General features: G+C 67.8%; 15 protein-coding genes and 2 tRNA genes. 12 read left to right on the top strand and 5 right to left on the bottom strand.

The genetic code is table 11. The features are described from left to right. Positions 1-21 precede the first annotated feature (21 nt). The 3 genes from BLA15945_RS23860 to BLA15945_RS23850 are packed head-to-tail and all read left to right on the top strand — an operon-like array spanning position 22 to position 2,784. Positions 22-696 (top strand): response regulator transcription factor, encoded by a 675-nt coding sequence (locus BLA15945_RS23860; protein ID WP_059233808.1) that lies wholly within the window; start codon positions 22-24, stop codon positions 694-696. Positions 697-707: 11 nt separating this feature from the next. Continuing rightward, complete coding sequence (locus BLA15945_RS23855) at positions 708-2,099, top strand: sensor histidine kinase (RefSeq protein WP_174993505.1); 1,392 nt, start codon at positions 708-710, stop codon at positions 2,097-2,099. A 19-nt stretch (positions 2,100-2,118) separates the two neighbouring features. After that, on the top strand, positions 2,119-2,784 hold the full coding sequence (locus BLA15945_RS23850) for a response regulator transcription factor (protein ID WP_174993504.1): 666 nt from the start codon (positions 2,119-2,121) through the stop codon (positions 2,782-2,784). 73 nt (positions 2,785-2,857) lie between these two features. On the opposite strand, the gene BLA15945_RS23845 is transcribed toward BLA15945_RS23850, so the two are convergent. The 4 genes from BLA15945_RS23845 to BLA15945_RS23830 all read right to left on the bottom strand — a co-directional run bounded on the left by BLA15945_RS23845 (position 2,858) and on the right by BLA15945_RS23830 (position 9,023). Then, positions 2,858-3,121 carry a DUF4148 domain-containing protein gene (locus BLA15945_RS23845; RefSeq protein WP_059233810.1) on the bottom strand — a complete coding sequence of 88 codons (264 nt, stop codon included), beginning with the start codon at positions 3,119-3,121 and terminating at the stop codon, positions 2,858-2,860. A gap of 110 nt (positions 3,122-3,231) precedes the next feature. Then, positions 3,232-4,647: an efflux transporter outer membrane subunit gene (locus BLA15945_RS23840; protein WP_174993503.1), complete on the bottom strand. Its 1,416-nt coding sequence runs from the start codon at positions 4,645-4,647 to the stop codon at positions 3,232-3,234. Further along, positions 4,640-5,815 (bottom strand): efflux RND transporter periplasmic adaptor subunit, encoded by a 1,176-nt coding sequence (locus BLA15945_RS23835; RefSeq protein ID WP_174993502.1) that lies wholly within the window; start codon positions 5,813-5,815, stop codon positions 4,640-4,642. Before BLA15945_RS23835 ends, BLA15945_RS23840 begins: the two co-directional genes overlap by 8 nt. Beyond that, a complete protein-coding gene (locus BLA15945_RS23830; RefSeq protein ID WP_174993501.1) occupies positions 5,805-9,023 on the bottom strand; it encodes an efflux RND transporter permease subunit in 3,219 nt (1,072 codons plus the stop codon). The genes BLA15945_RS23835 and BLA15945_RS23830 overlap by 11 nt, the downstream gene beginning before the upstream one ends. Positions 9,024-9,318: 295 nt before the next feature. On the opposite strand from BLA15945_RS23830, the gene BLA15945_RS23825 reads away from it, so the two are divergent. From BLA15945_RS23825 to BLA15945_RS23800, 6 genes are all read left to right on the top strand, one after another. Further along, complete coding sequence (locus tag BLA15945_RS23825) at positions 9,319-9,672, top strand: hypothetical protein (RefSeq protein ID WP_059233813.1); 354 nt, start codon at positions 9,319-9,321, stop codon at positions 9,670-9,672. Positions 9,673-9,817: 145 nt separating this feature from the next. Next, the gene (locus BLA15945_RS23820; protein WP_059233814.1) at positions 9,818-11,701 is read left to right on the top strand and encodes an extracellular solute-binding protein; all 1,884 of its coding nucleotides are present in this window, start codon (positions 9,818-9,820) and stop codon (positions 11,699-11,701) included. 50 nt (positions 11,702-11,751) lie between these two features. Then, positions 11,752-12,795: a microcin C ABC transporter permease YejB gene (locus BLA15945_RS23815; protein ID WP_059233815.1), complete on the top strand. Its 1,044-nt coding sequence runs from the start codon at positions 11,752-11,754 to the stop codon at positions 12,793-12,795. 48 nt (positions 12,796-12,843) lie between these two features. Further along, on the top strand, positions 12,844-13,941 hold the full coding sequence (locus tag BLA15945_RS23810; RefSeq protein WP_059233816.1) for an ABC transporter permease: 1,098 nt from the start codon (positions 12,844-12,846) through the stop codon (positions 13,939-13,941). Then, on the top strand, positions 13,938-15,560 hold the full coding sequence (locus tag BLA15945_RS23805; protein WP_174993500.1) for an ABC transporter ATP-binding protein: 1,623 nt from the start codon (positions 13,938-13,940) through the stop codon (positions 15,558-15,560). The genes BLA15945_RS23810 and BLA15945_RS23805 overlap by 4 nt, the downstream gene beginning before the upstream one ends. A 128-nt stretch (positions 15,561-15,688) precedes the next feature. Beyond that, complete coding sequence (locus tag BLA15945_RS23800) at positions 15,689-16,363, top strand: C40 family peptidase (protein ID WP_059233818.1); 675 nt, start codon at positions 15,689-15,691, stop codon at positions 16,361-16,363. Between the two features lie 153 nt (positions 16,364-16,516). Here the strand turns inward: BLA15945_RS23800 and BLA15945_RS23795 are convergent, their stop codons facing one another. Further along, a complete protein-coding gene (locus BLA15945_RS23795; protein WP_059233819.1) occupies positions 16,517-17,431 on the bottom strand; it encodes a patatin-like phospholipase family protein in 915 nt (304 codons plus the stop codon). Positions 17,432-17,710: 279 nt separating this feature from the next. Between BLA15945_RS23795 and gltX the strand changes: the two genes are divergently transcribed. From gltX to BLA15945_RS23780, 3 genes are all read left to right on the top strand, one after another. Then, entirely contained in the window at positions 17,711-19,120 is a 1,410-nt protein-coding gene (gene gltX / locus BLA15945_RS23790; RefSeq protein WP_174993499.1) for a glutamate--tRNA ligase, read from the top strand. Between the two features lie 128 nt (positions 19,121-19,248). After that, positions 19,249-19,324: transfer RNA gene (locus tag BLA15945_RS23785), tRNA-Ala, on the top strand. Positions 19,325-19,460: 136 nt separating this feature from the next. Next, positions 19,461-19,536 (top strand) — tRNA-Glu (locus BLA15945_RS23780).

The following is a 19,536-nucleotide window of genomic DNA, read 5'->3' as shown; positions in this document are numbered from 1 at the left end:
ACGTTCATTGCGAGGACAAGCATGCGAGTACTGACGGTCGAGGACGATGCGGTGACCGCGAACGAAATCGTCGGCGAACTGACCGCGCGCGGGTTCGAGGTCGACTGGATCGACAACGGCCGCGAAGGGATGATGCGCGCGATGAGCGCTTCGTACGATGCGATCACGCTCGACCGGATGCTGCCGGGCGCGGACGGCCTCGCGATCCTGACCGCGATGCGCACGGTCGGCATCGATACGCCGGTGCTGATGCTGAGCGCGCTCGGCGACGTCGACGAGCGCATCCGCGGGCTGCGCGCGGGCGGCGACGACTACCTGACGAAGCCGTTCGATTCCGGCGAGCTGAGCGCGCGCATCGAGGTGCTGCTGCGCCGCCGCCAGACATCGGGCGTGCCGCAGCAGACGCTGCTGAAAGTCGGCGCACTCGAGCTCGACCTCATTTCGCGCTGCGCGCGCCGCGGCGGCGACGAGATTCCGCTGCTGCCGACGGAATTCCGCGTGCTCGAATTCATGATGCGCAACGCGGGCCAGACGATCACGCGCACGATGCTGTTCGAAACCGTATGGGGCTATCACTTCGATCCGGGTACCAACCTGATCGACGTCCACATGGGCCGGCTGCGCAAGAAGATCGATCCGCCCGGTGCGCAACCGATGATCCAGACGGTGCGCGGCTCGGGCTACATGCTCGCGTGACGGAGGCGGGCATGGACGCGGCTCGCGCGGCGAATTTCACGCGCCGCTGGCATACGACGACGTTTCGCTGGCTGTGCGCGTATGCGGCGATCTTCTCGGTGTCGCTGCTGCTGCTCGCGGGCGTGATCAACGTCGCCGCGACGCACACGATGACGCGCGACACCGACGAGGTGCTCGCGTGGCAGCTGATCTATTTCGATTCGATCCCCGATGCCGAGCTGCCGCTCGCGATTCACCGGCGGCTCGAGCACGAGCACATGCATACGAGTTTCTACGGGCTGTTCGATGCGGCCGGTCGCCGTGTGGCCGGCGACATCGCGACACCGCCCGCGCTGCGCACGGATCGCGACGGACGCACGCTGAACCGCACGCTCGCGCCGCTCGACGGCCAGCCCGCGCCGATCACGCGCGCGATGGCCGTGCGCCGCGACAACGGGATGACGCTGGTCGTCGCGCGCGACCTGTCGCATTTCATCCAGATCCGCGATGTCGCGATCCGCGGGCTCGTGATCGGCGGCGTGATGATCCTGATCGCGGGCATTGCAGGCGGCAGCATGCTCGGCATGCGGCAGATGCGCCGCGTCGCCGCGATCCGGCGCGTCACGCGGCAGATCGCCGAGGGCGATCTCGGCAAGCGGCTGCCGGTCGGCCGCTACGACGAACTCGATCTGCTCGCGCATCTCGTGAACCACATGCTCGACGAAGTCGAGCGGCTGATGGGCGAGGTGCGTCATACCTGCGACGGCATCGCGCACGACCTGCGCACGCCGCTCGCGCGGGTCCATACGATGCTGGCCCGGCTCGCCGACCAGCCGTTCTGCGCGGACGATCCTGCGTCGGCGGCACTGCTGGCTTCCGCGCGCGACGAGACCGACCGGCTGCTCGAACGCTTTCGCGCGATGCTGCGCATCTCCGAGATCGGCACGCTGAGCCGGCGCGGCGGCTTTGCCGCGGTCGACGTCGCGGCATTGCTGCGCGACGTGTGCGACCTATACGAGCCGCTGGCCGAAGCCGTCGACGTGTCGTTCGAACTCGAAGCCTTGCCGGTCGACGGTATTCATGGCGACCGCGCATTGCTGTTCGAGGCGTTCAGCAATCTCGCGGACAACGCCATCAAGTTCACGCCGCCCGGCGGTCGCGTGCGCGTCGTGCTTCACACGACACCGGGCGGCCCGCTCGTCCGGTTCGAGGACACCGGGCCGGGCATCCCGCCAGGCGAGCGCGACGCCGTGCTCGAACGCTTCTATCGCGGCGAGCGCACGCGTCACGTGAACGGGTCGGGGCTCGGGTTGAGCATCGTGTCGGCCGTGATGCGCGTGCACGGTTTCGCGCTGCGGATTGGCGATGCGCAGCCGGCCGGCGCAGCGATTACGGTCGAATGCTGGCCGCGCTCGCTCGCATGACGGCGCAGGAGACCGCTCGATGCGCATCCTGCTGATTGCGCCGCCGACGCCGGAGGCTGCGCGGCTCGACAAGGCGTTTCGCGAGAGCATGCACGGCGTCGAGCGCGTCGACGGATGGCGCGACGGCTGCTTCGCGGCGACCCAGGACCGGTTCGATGCCATCGTGATTGCCGCACCGGATGCGGCGGCCGACCCGGCGATCCTCGCAGGATTGCCGCGACTCGCCGTATCGGCCGGCGGCGCGACGATCGCCGCGATCGTCAGCGGCGCAACGCCCGCGCAGCGTGCGCGGATGCTGCAGGCCGGCTGCGACGTGTGTCTTGCCCATCCGTGTTCGTTCGTGGAGCTGCACGAGCGGCTGCGCGCGTTGTGGCGCCGGACGGGCGCGATCGAAACGCGGGAATCGGTCCGGCTCGACACGGCGACGCGCGCACTCGAGGAGCGTGGCAGGCGGCTGGCGCTCAGCGCACGGGAATTCCGTCTCGTCGAATGCCTGCTGCGCGAAGCGGGGCGGCCGGTCGGGCGCGATGCCGTGCTGCGTTACGCATGGGGCGATGCCGACATCGAACCCGAAACGGTCAATGCGCTGGTCGTGAGGTTGCGGCGCAAGCTGGCCGCGCATGCGTTCTCCGCGCGGATCGAAACGGTCGCGCGATTCGGGTTCCGGTTCGACGCGGGCGGATGACGGGACGGCATTGCGCCGCGCGTCCGTATCGCAGAGGTGCCGCGCGCCGCACGGCACACTCGCTTGCATACAGTCAGTGCGAATAGAGTTCGCGATCGAGTTGCGCGAGCTGGCCGTCGCGTTCGGCGTGGACGAGTTCACGATAGACCTGCGCACGTGTCAGCGGCGTGGCTGGCGAGGCGTTCCAGTTCCATGCCGGTCGAGACGGCAGTGGCGCGGGCGCGGTAGATGCGAGCGTCTGCGATGCCGTCGCCGCACCGGGCGGCGTCGCGCCGGCCCGGCCGGGCAGCGCGACGCAGAGCGCAGAGAGAAGGGTGGCGAACATCAGGGTCTTCATGGCGGAGTCCTTTTCAAGTGTCGGTGGCCGGTGCCGCGAGGGCGATGCCGGCAGGAACCACGTTATCGGGTGCGTCAGTGCAGGCGCCGGGCGTGCCGATGAAGAAACGTTCATGAATGCGCGCGGTGCCAGCCGCCGCCGAGCGCGCGCACGAGCCCGACGGATGCCTGCAGGCGCCGCGCGTCGGCATCGAGCGACGCGATCTGCGTATCGAGTTCGGTCGTCTGCGCCGTGACGACGTCGAGATAGCTGACCGCACCGTCGCGATAGCGCGACATCGCGAGTGCAAGCGACTGTCGCGCCGCGACGAGCGCGGCGTCGTCCTGGTCCGATTCGTCGCCGAGGCGATGCAGCAGCGCGAGATCGTCCTCGACTTCGCGGAACGCCTGCAGCACGACGGCGCGATAGCGCGCGCCCTGTTCGGCGAACTGCGCACGTGCCTTGCGTACGCCCGCGGCACGCAGGCCGCCGTCGAACAGCGTCATCGCGAGGCGTGGCCCGATCGACCAGATCTCGTTCGGCGCGGCGAGCCACGGCGAAAACGTATCGCTCTGGAAGCCGGCGTCGAGGCCGAGCGACAGGTCGGGGAAATAGGCCGCGCGGGCGACGCCGATGCGTGCGTTCGCGGCTGCGACGCGGCGTTCGGCGGCGGCGACGTCCGGCCGGCGTTCGAGCAGCGTCGACGCGAGCCCGGTCGGAATCGACGGCACGCCCGGCAGCGCCGCGACGGGCGGCAGCGTGAACGTCGACGCGGATGCGCCGACGAGCGCCGCGATCGCGTGTTCGTCGAGTGCGCGGCGCGCGGCGATGTCGGATGCGCGCGCCTGGGCGAGCGCGAGTTGCGTTTGCGCACGCGACACGTCGAGCCCCGATGCGAGGCCGCCTCGATGACGGCTGACCGTCAGCTGCCACGCGCGGCGGTACGTATCGATCGTTTGCGCGAGCGTATCGGCTTCGCGGTCGAGGCCCGCGAGGTCGAAGTAGGTGCCGGCCACGCTGGCCTGCAGACTGAGCCGGACCGACGCGAGATCATCGTCGGCCGCCTGCGCCTCGTTGCGGTCGGCCGCGACCGTGTTGCGGACCTTGCCCCACAGATCGACGTCATAGCCGATGCCGGCTTCGAGCGTGTTCGACTCGTAGACGTCGGGCTGGCCGCTGCCGCGCAGCGGCCGGCGCGCCGACTGCCGGTCGCGGTCGGGTTCGGCATCGATGCCCACGGTCGGCAGCAATGCCGCATGCGCTGCGTCGAACAGCGCGGCAGCTTCGTCATGCCGCGCGACGGCGACCGCGAGATCGGGATTCGCGCGTGCGACGAGCGGTTCGAGCCGGTCGAGCGTCGCATCGCCATACACGCGCCACCAGCCGTCGCGAGGCAGCCGGTCGGCCGGGGCGGCATCGACCCACGGGCCCGTTTCGCGAAACGCGGCCGGCACCGGAACATCCGGCGCGCGACTGGTCGGTGCGAGCGAGCAGCCGGCAAGCAGCGCGACACTGCCCAACAATGCAGCAAGCGGTCGGTCAGCCATGCGCGTGCTCCGTCGTCGCGGTGCCGGCGGCGCGCACGGGGTCGCCATCGGCGAGCGAATCCGGCGGATTGTCGATCACGCGATCGCCGGCTGCGAGCCCGGATGCGATCTCGACACGCGTGCCGAGGTCGGTCGCGATCGACACGTTGCGCAACCTGGCGTGCCCGTTCGCGTCGAGCACCGCGACCTGCAACCCGTCTTGGCGGAAGATCAGCGTGCTGGCCGGAATCGTCAACGCATGCGCGGCGCCGGGCATCGCGATCCGCACCTGCGCGTATTCGCCGGGAAACAGCGTGCCTGCCGGATTGGCGATCGAAAACTGCGCGAGCAGCGTGCCGGAAGCCGGGTCGATCGACTGCGCGGAATCCGCGAGCGTTGCGTTGAACGTCGTGCCGGGGCGCTCGGGCACGGTCAGCGCGACCTGCATGCCCGCACGGATCGCGGCCGCGTCGTCTTGCGGCACGTGGACGTACAGTCGCAGCCGCCGCGCATCCGACACGGTGAAGAGTTCGGCGCCGCTGCCGCTTCCCGCGTCGATCAGCGCGCCGACGTCGGTCTTGCGGGCCGTCACGATGCCGTCGAACGGCGCGGCGAGCCGCTTGAACGATTCGAGCGCGTCGAGCCGCCGTACGTTGGCGGTGCTCGCTGCGACGGCCGCGCGTTTCGCGTCGAGATCGCTGCGCTTCTCGTCGGCCTCCTGCTGCGATACGGAATCCTGCGCAAGCATCTCGGCCCACCGTGCGGCCGTGATGGCGGCGAGCCGTTCGTTCGCGCTCGCGCTTTGCAGGTCCGCGCGGGCCTGTTGCAACTGCTGGTCGAGATCGGGCGTATCGATCGACGCAAGCAGCTGGCCGGCCTTCACATGCGCGCCGATGTCCGCGTACCACGCATGCAGGTAGCCCGGCACGCGTGCATAGATCGGTGCGTCGACATACGCGTCGAGGCGGCCCGGCAGCACGAGTGCGTCGGCCGCGGCCGGCTGCGGCGCGACCGTTGCGACGGTCGGGATCGCTTGCTGCGCAGTCCACGCGGCGACCGCGTGCGCGTCATGCATGCGGGCGAAGACACCGGCGGCCGCGACGGCGAGCGCGGCGACGGCGCCTGCGATCGCGAGCGGCTTCAGATAGCGCGGCGTGCCGGGGGGGCGGACTTCGAATTCAGTGGACATGCTGTTCTCCCGGAGTGACGGAAAGGGAATCGGAGCGCGGCGCGCGATCGCGCCGGTGGACGAGGCTGAACACGACGGGGACGAACACCAGCGTCGCGACGGTCGCGCACAGCAGGCCGCCGATGACCGCACGGCCGAGCGGCGCATTCTGTTCGCCGCCGTCGCCGAGACCGAGGGCCATCGGCGCCATGCCGATGATCATCGCGAGCGCGGTCATCATCACGGGCCGAAAGCGCGTGAAGCCGGCCTCGAGCGCGGCGGCGGCCGCGTCGGCGGTGTGCGCGAGCCGTTCGCGCGCGAAGGTGACGACGAGAATGCTGTTCGCGGTCGCGACCCCCATGCACAGGATCGCGCCCGTCAACGCCGGCACCGACAGCGGCGTGCGCGTGACGAACAGCATCCAGACGATGCCGGCGAGCGCGGCAGGCAGGCCGCTCACGATCACGAACGCGTCGCGCCAAGAATGGAAGTTCACGACGATCAGCAGGTAGATCAGCAGCACCGCGCCGGCGAGGCCGGCGAGCAACCCGCCGAATGCGCCGTTCATCGTCTGCACCTGGCCGCGCACGGTCACGCGCGATCCCTTCGGCAGATCGGCGGCGCTCGCGCGCAGCACGCGTTCGATGTCGGCGCTGACCGCGCCGAGATCGCGATCCTGTGTGGTCGCGAAGATGTCGTAGAGCGGCGCGATGTCGTAGTGCGACACGACCGCGTCGGTCTGCCCGCGCACGATCGTCGCGAGACCGCCGAGCAGTTGCGGGGCGCCCGTGCGGCCCGTGACGGGCAGCGCGCGCAGGTCCGACAGCGACGTCATCCGGTATTGCGGCGTCTGCGCGACGATCGGATAGGACACGCCGTTGCGCGGATCGAGCCAGTAGGTCGGCGACACCTGGCTCGTGCCGGACAGGCTGGCGACCACCGCATTGGTGACGTCCTGCTCGGTGATGCCGAGCGGCGCGGCGCGCGCGCGGTCGACCGACACCGTGAACTGCGGATAGGTCGACGCCTGCTGCACGCGCGCATCGGCGACGCCCGGCACCGCGCGTATGCGCCGCAACAGCGCGGTCGCATACGCGCGGTTGGCCGCCCGGTCGGGGCCCGTCACCTGCACGTCGATCGGCGCCGGTGCGCCGAAGTTGAGGATCTGGCTCACGATGTCGGCGGGCAGGAACGAGAACGTCACGCCCGGAAAGGCACGCGGCAGCTCGGTGCGCAGTTGCTTCACGTAGCCGGCCGTCGGCGCGTGGTCGCCCGTGAGCGACACGAGGATGTCGCCGTCCTGCGGGCCGATGGTGCCGCTGTTGCTGTACGTGAGGTTGATCCCGCTATTGGGCAACCCCATGTTGTCGACGATGCTCGCGAGCGAATGCGGCGGCACGACCGCGCGCACCGTGCGCTCGACGCGGTCGAACAGCGCGGCCGTTTCCTCGATGCGCGTGCCGATCGGTGCGCGCACGTGGATCACGATCTCGCCGGAGTCGACCGACGGGAAGAAATTGCGGCCGAGCCCCGGCACCAGCGCGAACGATACGGCGACCCCCGCGAGGAACCACACGACGAAGCGGGCGCGGCAGGTGAGGGCGAGGCCGAGCAAGACCCGGTAGCCGGCGCGCAGTGCGGCGAAGCGGCGCTCGAAACCCTGCTGGAACGCGACGAGCGGATTGCGTGCGCGCGGCGGCGTGAACGGTGCGCCGTGCGGTGCGAGCACGGCCACCGGATGCGCGGCATGCGGTTTCAGCAAGTAACGGGCCATCATCGGTACGAACGTGCGGGACAGCACGAACGACGCGATCATCGCGAAGATCACGGCTTCGGCCATCGGCACGAACAGGAAGCGCGCGACGCCGTCGAGCAGCAGCATCGGCACGAACACGATGCAGATGCACAGCAGCGATACGAAGGCCGGCGCGACGATCTGCGACGCACCGTCGAGGATCGCGCTGCGCACGTCCTTGCCCTGTTCCAGATGCCAGTTGACGTTTTCGATCGTGACGGTCGCGTCGTCGACCAGAATGCCGACCGCGAGCGCGAGCCCGCCGAGCGTCATCACGTTGAGCGTCTCGCCCGCGGCGGCAAGCGCGGCGATCGCCGCCAGTACCGCGAGCGGAATGGACGCGGCGATGATCAGCGTCGAGCGCCAACTGCCGAGGAACAGCAGGATCATCGCGGACGTGAGCGCGGCGGCGATCAGGCCTTCGCGCGCGACGCCGCTCACGGCGCCCTTGACGAACACCGACTGGTCGCCCATCACGACGAGCCGGAGCGACGGCGGCAGCGTCGCCTCGATGCGCGGCAACTGCGCCTTGACGCCCGCGATGATGTCGAGCGTCGACGCCGAGCCGCTTTTCAGCACGCTCATCAGCACCGCGCGGCGGCCGTCGACGCGCACGATGTTGCCCTGCGGCGGAAAGCCGTCGCGTACATGCGCGACGTCGCGCATGAAGATCACCGCGCCGTTGACGGTCCGGATCGGCAGCGCGTTGAGCTGGTCGATGGACAGCGGGCTGTCGTTGAGGCGGATGTTGTACTCGAAGCCGCCGATCTTCTGCGTGCCGGCCGGAATGATCTGGTTCTGCTGCGCGAGCGCGGTCGCGACATCCTGCGCGGACAGCCCCTTGGCCTGCAGCGCCTGCGGATCGAGATCGATCTGCACCTGGCGCACCTTGCCGCCGTACGGCGACGGAATCGCGACACCCGCGACGGACAGCAACTGCGGCCGGATCACGTTGGTCGCGTAGTCGCCGAGCTGCTGTTCGTTCAGCGTGTCGCTCGTCAGCGCGAGTTGCAGCACGGGCACCGTCGACGCGTTGTAGTTGAGGATCTGCGGCGGCGTGGTGCCGGGCGGCATCTGCTTGAGCACGGTCTGCGAGATCGACGTGACCTGCGCGGTCGCGGTGCGGATATCGACGCTCGGCTGGAAGAAGATCTTGACGATCCCGAAGCTGCGGAACGATTGCGACTCGATGTGCGCGACATCGTTGACCGTCGTGCCGAGCGTGCGCTCGTAATAGGTGACGATGCGCCCGGACATGTCGGCCGGCTGCAGGCCCGCGTAGTTCCATACGACGCTGATGACCGGAATCCGGATGTCGGGGAAGATGTCGGTCGGCGTGCGCAGCGCCGCGAGCGGCCCCGCGATCAGGATCAGCAGCGCGAGGACGATGAACGTATAGGGGCGCGCGAGCGCGAGTCGGACGAGTTTCAGCATCGGCGAGGTCTCCGCCGGCGCGGGCGCCGGCCTGTCAGCGAAGTGCCGAAGCGTGGCGGGAGCCCGATTCGGCTCGCGCAGTGTGCGTGGCGCCGCTTAACGCCGGGCGCGGGGCAGGATGAAAGATGTTTTAGGAATGGGTGCGGAGAGGGCAAACGGGCGCCGATTGTTACAAGACGTTAGCGCGAGCTTCCCGTTGCGATGCGGCGCATCAGTTCTTACAAACTTGAAATATGCGGAAACGGGGCTTGCCGTTATAGTCGAATCACACATGACACAACCAGAAGAGGAATCCATGAAGACTTTGCGTGTTGCCTCGCTCTTGACCGGTATGACGGCCTTGCTCGTGTCGGGCGCAGCAATGGCGGGAGTCAATGTCGGGATCAACGTCGGCGTGCCGGCCCCGGTCTACGTCGCGCCCGCACCCGTGTATGCGCCGCCGCCCCCGCCGCCGGTCGTCTATCAGCCTGCGCCGGTGTATGCGCCGGCCTATGCGCCGGCGCCGACGATCGTGATCGGCTGGCACGGCGATCGTTACTGGGACGGCCGCCGCTACTGGGGCCGCGACGAGTGGTATCGCCGCCATGGTCGCGGCTGGGGCGACGATCGTGGTCACTGGGATCACGGCCGCCACAACGGCTGGCGCTGATCGGCGCGTCGCGCACGCGTGACGCGTGCGCCGCGACTGCCGGTCAACGAGAAAACCGCCCGCGTGGCGGTTTTCTTTTGGCCCGACGGATTGAATGGGTAGAATCGGTCCACGTTACATCCCCCATTCGACCGACAGGGCCTCTATGACGAAGGGTTCGCCCCGGGCCGCCGCCGCGCGAGCCTGCCTCGGCGCGCAGCGTGGCGTACGGGCCGCCGGCCGCGTCGCTGCGGCGTTTGCGCTGTACGCGGCGCTGGCCGCGCCGGCCGCACACGCGGCCTATGCGATCGCGCAGTACGGCGAGCCGAAGTATCCGCCGGGTTTCAAGCATTTCGACTACGTCAACCCCGACGCGCCGAAGGGCGGCACGCTCGTGCTCGCGAACCCGAACCGGCTGACGTCGTTCGACAAGTTCAATCCGTTCACGATGCGCGGCAATCCCGCACCCGGCATCGACAACCTGTTCGAGAGCCTCGCGACGGGGAGTTCGGACGAACCGGCGTCCGCCTACGGGCTGCTCGCCGACGACATCGACGTCGCGCCCGACCGCCGTTCGGTCACGTTCCACCTGAATCCGCGCGCGCGCTTCTCGAACGGCGACCGCGTCACCGCCGACGACGTCAAATTCTCATTCGATACGCTGAAGAGCAAACAGGCCGCGCCGCAGTTCGGCGCATATTTCGCGGAGATCGCGAAGGCCGTGGTGGTCGATCCGGCCACCGTGCGTTTCGAGTTCCGCAGCGCGAATCGCGAGCTGCCGCTGATCGCCGGCGGCGTGCCGGTGTTCTCGCGCAAGTGGGGCTTGCGCGCGGACGGCTCGCGCATCCCGTTCGACCAGCTCGCGTTCGAGCAGCCGATCGGCAGCGGCCCGTACCTGATCGAGCGTTACGACAACGGCCGCACGATCACCTACCGGCGCAATCCTGCGTATTGGGGCGCCGACCTGCCGGTGCGGATCGGCACCAACAATTTCGCGCGGATCGTCTACAAGCTGTACGGCGACGGCGTCGCGCGGCTCGAGGCGTTCAAGGCCGGCGAATACGACGTGCTCGTCGAGTACATCGCACGCAACTGGACACGGCGCGACGTCGGCAAGCGCTTCGACAGCGGCGAGCTCGTCAAGCGCGAATTCCGCCAGCACAACGGCGCCGGCATGCAGGGCTTCTTCATGAACCTGCGCCGGCCGCTGTTTCGCGACGTGCGCGTGCGCCAGGCGCTCGACCTCGCGTTCGACTTCGAATGGCTGAACCGCCAGCTGTTCTATAGCGCGTACACGCGCCTCGACAGCTATTTCGCCGACACGGACCTGCAGGCGACCGGTACGCCGGGTGAAGGCGAGTTGAAGCTGCTCGAGCCGCTGCGCGCGCAGCTCGACCCGGCCGTGTTCGGCCCGATGGTCACGCAACCGGACACGAACCCGCCGGGCTCGCTGCGTGCGAACCTGCTGAAGGCGCGCGCATTGCTCGCACAGGCCGGCTGGACCTATCGCGACGGTGCGCTGCGCAACGCGAAGGGCGAACCGTTCACGTTCGAGATCCTCGACGATTCGGGCGCCGCGATGGAAGGTGTCGTAACGGCCTATCAGCGCAATCTCGCGAAGCTCGGCATCGACGCACGTTTTCGCACGGCCGATTTCGCGCTGCTGCAGAAGCGCCTCGATGCGTTCGACTACGACATGACGACGATCCGCTTGCCGGGCGTGCAGGTGCCGGGTGCCGAACAATACTCGCGTTACGCGAGCAAGTTCGCCGACGAACCGGGCTCCGACAACTTCATCGGGTTGAAGTCGCCGGCCGTCGACGCGTTGCTGCACGCGCTCGGCACCGCGCAGACGCGCGAAGACCTGCTCGACGCGACGCACGCGCTCGACCGCGTGCTGATGCACGGCTATTACGCGGTGCCGCAGTGGTACAGCACGACGCACCGGATCGCGTACCGGCACACGCTGGCCTATCCGCAGACGTTGCCGCTGTACTATTCGGCCGAGGGCTGGGTCGTGTCGACCTGGTGGGCGAAGCCCGATCACTGACCCGCGCCGCCCCTTCGTCCAACCCGCCACCGATCACGAGTCGACGCCCTATGTGGAGCTACATCCTCAAACGCCTGCTGCTGATGATCCCGACGCTCATCGGCGTGCTGACCCTCACGTTCGCGGTGATCCAGTTCGTGCCGGGCGGGCCCGTCGAGCAGGCCGTGCAGGAGCTGCGCAAGGGCGCGACGGAGCAGGGCGCGGTGCCGTTCGGAATGCGCGCGCACACCGGTGTCGACGCGCAGCAGCTCGCGCAGCTCAAGGCGCTGTACGGCTTCGACAAGCCGCCGCTCGAACGCTACTGGCTGATGCTGAAGCGCTTCGCGCGCTTCGATCTCGGCGACAGCTATTTCCGCCACCAGAGCGTGTGGTCGCTGGTCGTGCAGAAACTGCCCGTGTCGATCAGCATCGGGCTGTGGACGTTCTTCCTCACGTACCTGATCTCGGTGCCGCTCGGCATCGCGAAGGCCGTGCGCAACGGTTCGCCGTTCGACGTCGCGACGAGCCTCGTCGTGCTCGTCGGGTATGCGATCCCGGGTTTCGTGCTCGGCGTGCTGCTGCTCGTGCTGTTCGGCGGCGGCTCGTTCTGGCAGCTCTTTCCGCTGCGCGGCCTCACATCGGACAACTTCGCGCAGCTGTCGCTCGTCGGCAAGGTGCTCGACTACCTGTGGCACATCGCGCTGCCGATCACGGCGTCGGTCGTCGGCAGCTTCGCGGTCGTCACGATGCTCACGAAGAATGCGTTTCTCGACCAGATCCGCCGGCAATACGTGCTGACCGCGCGCGCGAAGGGGCTCTCCGAGCGCAGCGTGCTGTGGAAGCATGTGTTCCGCAACGCGATGCTGCCGCTGATCGTCGGCTTCCCGGCCGCGTTCATCGGTGCGTTCTTCACGGGCAGCCTGCTGATCGAGACACTGTTCTCGCTCGACGGCCTCGGGCTGCTGTCGTACGAGTCGGTCGTGCGGCGCGACTATCCGGTCGTGCTCGGCACGCTGTACCTGTTCACGCTGATCGGGCTCGCGACCAAGCTGGTCTCCGATCTCTGCTATGTGTGGGTCGATCCGCGCATTCAATTCGACAACCTGGAGCGCTGACATGAAACGATCCATCCGCATGCCGGGCGCCATGGGGCGAGGAGCGCGATGAACCGGGCCGTTGCATCATCCCGCATCGACGCCGCGCGGGCGCGCGTGTCGCCGTCACCGGCGCGCCGCGTGTGGCAGCGCTTCAGGCAGCAGCGCCTCGGCTACTGGAGCTTCGTGATCTTCGTCGTCGCGTTCGCCGCGAGCCTTGCGGCGCCACTGTGGTCGAACGACAAGCCGCTCGTCGTGCGCTACGACGGCCAGACCTATTTCCCGATGTTCCATGCGTATCCGGAGACGACTTTCGGCGGCGATTTCCCGACGCCGGCCGACTATCTCGATCCGTACGTGCGCAAGCGGCTCGAGGCACCCGGCAACTTCGTCGTCTATCCGCCGAACCACTATTACTACGACACGCTGAATTACTTCTCGAACGTGCCGAACCCGGCGCCGCCGTCGCGCGAGAACTGGCTCGGCACTGACGCACAGGGGCGCGACCTGCTCGCGCGGCTCGTGTACGGGTTCCGCATCTCGGTCGAGTTCGGGCTGATCCTGACCGTGATCGGCACGCTGCTCGGGATCGCCGCGGGCGCCGTGCAGGGCTTCTTCGGCGGGCGCATCGACATCGTCGGGCAGCGGCTGATCGAGATCTGGAGCTCGTTGCCCGAGCTGTACCTGCTGATCATCTTCGCGTCGATCTTCGAGCCGAGCTTCCTGCTGCTGATCGTGCTGCTGTCGCTGTTCGGCTGGATCGGGCTGGCCGACTACGTGCGCGCGGAATTCCTGCGCAACCGCACGCAGGACTACGTGCGCGCGGCCCGCGCGATGGGGCTCACGAACGGGCAGATCATCTGGCGCCACGTGCTGCCGAACAGTCTTACGCCGGTGATCACGTTCCTGCCGTTCCGGATGAGCGGTTCGATCCTCGCGCTCACGAGCCTCGATTTCCTCGGGCTCGGCGTGCCGCCGCCGACGCCGAGCCTCGGTGAGCTGCTCGCGCAAGGCAAGGGCAACCTCGACGCATGGTGGATCTCGCTGTCGACGTTCGGCGTGCTGGTCGCGACGCTGCTGCTGCTGACCTTCATGGGTGACGCGCTGCGCAACGCGCTCGACACGCGGATCGCCGATTCGGTGCGCGCAGCGGGAGGCCAGCGATGAGCGAGTCGACCGTATCGGCGCAACGCGAACCGCTGCTGTCGCTCGAGCATCTGCACGTGCGCTTCGGCGACACGGTCGCGGTGGACGACGTGACGCTCGCGATCGGCCGCGGCGAGCGCGTCGCGCTCGTCGGCGAGTCGGGTTCCGGCAAGAGCGTGACCGCGCTGTCGATCCTGCGCCTGTTGCGCGACGCCGACGTCAGCGGCGCGATCCGTTTCGCGGGGCAGGACCTGGTGGGCAAGAGCGAGCGCGAGATGCGCGGGCTGCGCGGCTCGGACATCGCGATGATCTTCCAGGAGCCGATGACGGCGCTCAATCCGCTGTATACGATCGGCGTGCAGATCGGCGAGACGATCGTGCTGCACGACGGCGTCTCGGCGGTCGAGGCGCGCAAGCGCGCGATCGCGTTGCTCGCCCGCACGGGCATTGCGGAGCCGGACAAGCGCGTCGACAGCTACCCGCACCAGTTGTCGGGCGGCCAGCGGCAGCGCGCGATGATCGCGATGGCGCTCGCATGTCGGCCGCGGCTGCTGCTCGCCGACGAACCGACCACCGCGCTCGACGTGACGATCCGCGCGCAGATCGTCGACCTGCTGCTGGAACTGCAGCGCGAGGAAGCGGAAAAGCGCGGGATGGCGATCCTGCTGATCACGCACGACCTGAATCTCGTCAGACATTTCGCCGAGCGCATCGCGGTGATGGAGCGCGGCCGGCTCGTCGAGAGCGGGCCGGTCGAGCGGATCTTCGCGGAACCCGAGCATCCGTATACACAGCGGCTGCTGAACAGCCGGCCGCAGCGCGCCGTCATGCCGGTGATGCCGATCGCGCCCGTCGTGCTCGACGCGCGGCACGTGAGCGTGCAGTTCGCGCGCAAGCGGCCGGGCATCGCGGGCTGGTTCGGCACGCTGCCGGTGACGGCCGTCGCGGACGTGTCGGTGTCGGTGCGGCAGGGCGAGACGCTCGGCATCGTCGGCGAATCGGGGTCGGGGAAGTCGACGCTCGCGATGGCGCTGCTCGGGCTGCAGAAGACGGCCGGCGGCGAGATCGAATTCCAGGGGCGCGCGCTGTCGACCTATCGCGGCCGCGAACAGACCGCGCTGCGCTCGAACATGCAGGTGGTCTTTCAGGATCCATTCAGTTCGCTTTCGCCGCGGCACACGATCGAGCGGATCGTCGGCGAGGGGCTCGAGCTGCATCGCCCGGACATGACGCCCGATGCGCGCCGCGCGAAGTCGCTCGCGGTGCTGCGCGAAGTGGGCCTCGACCGCACGGTGCTGCACCGTTATCCGCACGAATTCTCGGGCGGGCAGCGCCAGCGGATCGCGATCGCGCGGGCGCTGGTGCTGGAGCCGCGGATCCTGATCCTCGACGAGCCGACGTCGGCGCTCGACGTGTCGATCCAGCAGCAGGTGCTGAAACTGCTCGCGAATTTGCAACAGAAATACAACCTCGGCTACGTGTTCATCAGCCACGACCTGGAGGTGATCGGCGCGATGGCGCACCGCGTCGCGGTGATGCAGGACGGTGCCGTCGTCGAGTCGGGAGAGGTGTCCGACATTTTCACGAGACCGTCACATCCTTACACACAAAAGCTGTTGAAAGCGGTCTGGAAAGCGTGATAGGTGTCCAATGGTCTGACCATCTCGATTGTATTTTTTAATTTGTTTTGACAAACGATTACGCGCTGGCTAGTATCGACCGAAATTTTCCGCCAATCAGCTGATTTTTAAGCACATTCCATCGACCAATGCAGCATCGATCCCTGACCCAGGCATGCGCGCGCACCATCGCCGGGCTGTTCATCGGCGCCCTGTTCGCAGCAGCTCCCGGCGCGTTCGCCGACGAAGTCAGCAGTTTTAACCAGAATGTCACCAATTCGACTCAGATCGGGTCGGGTTCCTCCCTCCAGCAGACCAGTGCACAGCCGTCGAGCGGCGGCGCGAAGTCGTTCCTTGCCGGCATGGCGGGCAAGGCAGGCGACGTGGTCGTCGGCGCGCTGAACATGATCGGCGTGCGTTATCGCTGGGGCGGCAACTCGCCGGATTCGGGCCTCGACTGCAGCGGCTTCGTGCGCTACGTGTTCCAGGACACGCTCGGCATGTCGCTGCCGCGTCGCGCGGAAGAGATGAGCCGCGTCGGCGAGAAGGTGAGCATGAGCAACCTGAAGCCGGGCGATCTGGTGTTCTTCAACACGATGCGCCGCACGTTCTCGCACGTCGGCATCTACATCGGCGACAACAAGTTCGTGCACTCGCCGTCGACGGGCAGCACCGTTCGCGTCGACGATCTCGATAGCGGCTACTGGGAAAAGCGGTTCACCGGCGCGCGCCGGATCGAGTCGGAATTCCCGATGAAGGCAGAAGACCTCCGTCAGCGCGTGCGCGCGACGATCGGCGACGATTCGGCGAACGGCAACAACTGACGTTTGCCGGTCAGCCAGGCCGGAAAAAAACCCTGTCACCGAAAGGCGGCAGGGTTTTTTGTTTTTGGGCCGGCGCCGGCGGCGCGGCGGACATCGCTCTGCGGGCAGCAGCGGGGCGCCGGCATGGAGCGCCCCTTCCCGTGACGCGCGTGCTTACGCAGCAGCCATGCCGCGCGCGGCCGCGAGCTTGCGCTGCAGCTCCGGCATGATGCGCGCGACGGCTTCCTCGCCCGCGAGGATCGCCGCGTTGCGCTGGTTGAAGTCGCTGCCGCCCATCGCCGCGAGGTTCGGGCGAATCACGACGTCCGCGTACTTGTCGAGCTCGTAGGTCTTGATCGTCTGGCCCATGATCGTGAAGGTCTGCAGCAGCATCTCGATCGGGTTGTTGGTCGCGGCGCCGTCCGGCCGGGCCGAGATGTCGACCGCGATCACGAAGCTCGCGCCCATCTTGCGCGCGTACGACGCGGGCACCGGGCTCACGAGGCCGCCGTCCACATATTCCCGGTTACCGATCTTCACCGGCTCGAACACCGACGGCACGCTGCACGACGCGCGCACCGCGAGCCCCGTGTTGCCCTGCTGGAACAGGATCGGCTGGCCGCTCTGCAGATCCGTCGCGACGATGCCGAGCGGCTTCGCCATCTTCTCGATCGGCCGGTTGTTCAGCGTCTTGTTCAGGAAGTTCTGCAACGCGACGCCTTGCAGCAGGCCGCGCGAGCGGAACGGCAGCGCCCAGTCGCTGATCGCCGCCTGATCCATGTCGAGCGCGATCTTGTTGATCTGCAGCGCGCTCATGCCCGACGCGTAGAGTGCGCCGACCACCGAGCCCGCGCTCGTGCCGGCGACGATCTCGACCGGGATGCCGCGCGCCTCGAGCGCCTTCAGCACGCCGATGTGCGAGAAGCCGCGCGCGGCGCCGCCGCCGAGCGCGATGCCGATCTTCACGGGCTTCTCTTGCGGCTGCGCCGTGTTGGGGCGGGACTTGTCGCCGAATGACGTGCAGGCGGCGAGGCTGGCGGACGCGCAGGCGATCGTGAAGTGGCGGCGCGACAGGCGAGGGGACGACATCGAATGGTTCTCCGGCGGCTTGGCGGCGGGTTACACGGCCCGCGGCGGCGATAGGTTTCGAGCGGCCGCGCGGCGGGTTCCGTGCGACCGGCGCCGCGCCGGCTGGCGGCCGCGGCGCGCACATCATAAAGCAAGCGGTGCGCTTGGCGCGCTGTCCGGCGCGAGTATAATTCCGGCTTCTTTCCCGTTCCGGGCGTCGCCGGCTCCGTTGCTGTCCGGGCTGCTGCTGCCGTCCCGCGTCGAATCATTCATGCGCCCCAGGCGTTCGAGTTACCGTTTATGACCCGTCCTGTCCGTACCCGCTTCGCGCCGAGTCCCACCGGCTTCATTCACCTCGGCAACATCCGCTCCGCACTCTATCCGTGGGCGTTCGCCCGCAAGATGGAAGGCACGTTCGTGCTGCGCATCGAGGATACCGACGTCGAGCGTTCGTCGCAGGAAGCGGTCGATGCGATCCTCGAAGGGATGCAATGGCTCGGCCTGGATTTCGACGAAGGCCCGATCTACCAGATGCAGCGGATGGACCGCTATCGCGAAGTGCTCGCGCAAATGCTCGAGAAGGGCCTCGCGTACCCGTGCTACATGTCGGCCGAAGAGCTCGACGCGCTGCGAGAACGCCAGCGCGAAGCCGGCCTGAAGCCGCGCTACGACGGCACGTGGCGTCCGGAGCCCGGCAAGGTGCTGCCGGAGCCGCCGGCCGGCGTGAAGCCCGTGCTGCGTTTCCGCAATCCGCTGACGGGCACGGTCGTCTGGGAAGACGCGGTGAAGGGGCGTGTCGAGATCTCGAACGAAGAGCTCGACGACCTCGTGATCGCGCGCCCGGACGGCACGCCGATCTACAACTTCTGCGTGGTGGTGGACGACATGGACATGGGCATCACGCACGTGATCCGTGGCGACGACCACGTGAACAACACGCCGCGCCAGATCAACATCCTGAATGCGCTCGGCGGCGAAGCGCCCGTCTATGCACACCTGCCGACCGTGCTGAACGAGCAGGGCGAGAAGATGAGCAAGCGCCATGGCGCGATGAGCGTGATGGCGTACCGCGACGCAGGCTTCCTGCCCGAAGCGGTCGTCAACTATCTCGCGCGCCTCGGCTGGTCGCACGGCGATGCCGAGATCTTCTCGCGCGAGCAGTTCGTCGAGTGGTTCGATCTCGAGCATCTCGGCAAGTCGCCCGCGCAGTACGACCATAGCAAGCTGAGCTGGCTGAACGCGCATTACATCAAGGAAGCCGACAACGCGCGCCTCGCCGGACTCGCGAAGCCGTTCCTCGACGCGCTCGGCGTCGACGACGCGGCGATCGCGACGGGCCCCGCGCTCGATGCGGTGGTCGGCCTGATGAAGGATCGCGCGACGACGGTCAAGGAGATCGCGGAAGGCGCGGCGATGTTCTACCGTGTGCCGGCACCGGAATCCGACGCGCTCGCGCAGCACGTGACCGATGCGGTGCGGCCGGCGCTGGCCGATCTCGCCGCCGCGCTGAAGGCGGCCGACTGGACGAAGGAAGCGGTGTCCGCGGCGCTGAAGGCGACGCTCGCCACGCACAAGCTGAAGATGCCGCAACTCGCGATGCCGGTGCGCCTGCTGGTGGCGGGCACCACGCACACGCCGTCGATCGACGCGGTGCTGGTGCTGTTCGGTCGTGACGTCGTGGTGTCGCGCATCGAGGGCGCGCTCGCCTGAGGTTCGTGCGTCAGTGAAGCTGTCTGCGCGTGAGCGCACGGCAGCTTCGCAAAATATTTCGTGCGAATCGCAAAAAGGGTATTTACAAGTTCAAAGTAGGTCCATATAATCTCATTTCTGTTCTGCAAGGGGGTATAGCTCAGCTGGGAGAGCGCTTGCATGGCATGCAAGAGGTCAGCGGTTCGATCCCGCTTACCTCCACCAACAGAACAAGCTGGATTGATTTGCGAAGCAGCGGTAGTAATAAATGCTTCACAAAATGATTCAAAGCAGTTAGAATTTCGGCCTTCGCTGTTGACCGTAAGTGATAGCGAAAGTCAGACAGATCTGAAAAGATCATGTCCCCTTCGTCTAGAGGCCTAGGACATCACCCTTTCACGGTGAGTACAGGGGTTCGAATCCCCTAGGGGACGCCA

It is taken from the genome of Burkholderia arboris (genome assembly GCF_902499125.1).
Lineage (GTDB): Bacteria > Pseudomonadota > Gammaproteobacteria > Burkholderiales > Burkholderiaceae > Burkholderia > Burkholderia arboris.
Note: the sequence above shows the minus strand (reverse complement) of the source record. Positions and strands in the feature narration are given on the sequence as shown.